Annotated in this window: 1 pseudogene; it reads right to left on the bottom strand. The window is 73.8% G+C overall.

Annotated features, from left to right (window positions below):
• Positions 1-301, bottom strand: a pseudogene (locus tag HTV45_RS33785) (lipid II flippase MurJ); the annotation flags it as partial.

The following is a 301-nucleotide window of genomic DNA, read 5'->3' as shown; positions in this document are numbered from 1 at the left end:
CCCCAGCATCACGATGCAGAACACGCCCTGCAGCCAGGCCAGCCCCGAGGTGCGGCTGCGCGCCCGTTCCACGCTGAAGTACACCTCGGTCACCACCCGCAGCAGCGCCCCCACCGCGTACCAGCGCAGCAGCCCGGTCGCCGCCCCGGCGTACTCCGCGCCGAAGACGCCCAGGATGTACGGAGCGCCGAGGAAGAGCACGGCGCAGACCGGCACCATGATGCGGGCCATCCGCAGCAGCGCCGCCCGGGTGTTGCGGCCCAGCCTCGCCGGGTCGTGGGCGCCCTCCACGGTCAGCGAG

The sequence above is a fragment of the Streptomyces sp. CHD11 genome, from assembly GCF_018638295.1.
Taxonomy (GTDB): domain Bacteria; phylum Actinomycetota; class Actinomycetes; order Streptomycetales; family Streptomycetaceae; genus Streptomyces.
This window is presented reverse-complemented; position numbering and strand designations above follow the sequence as displayed.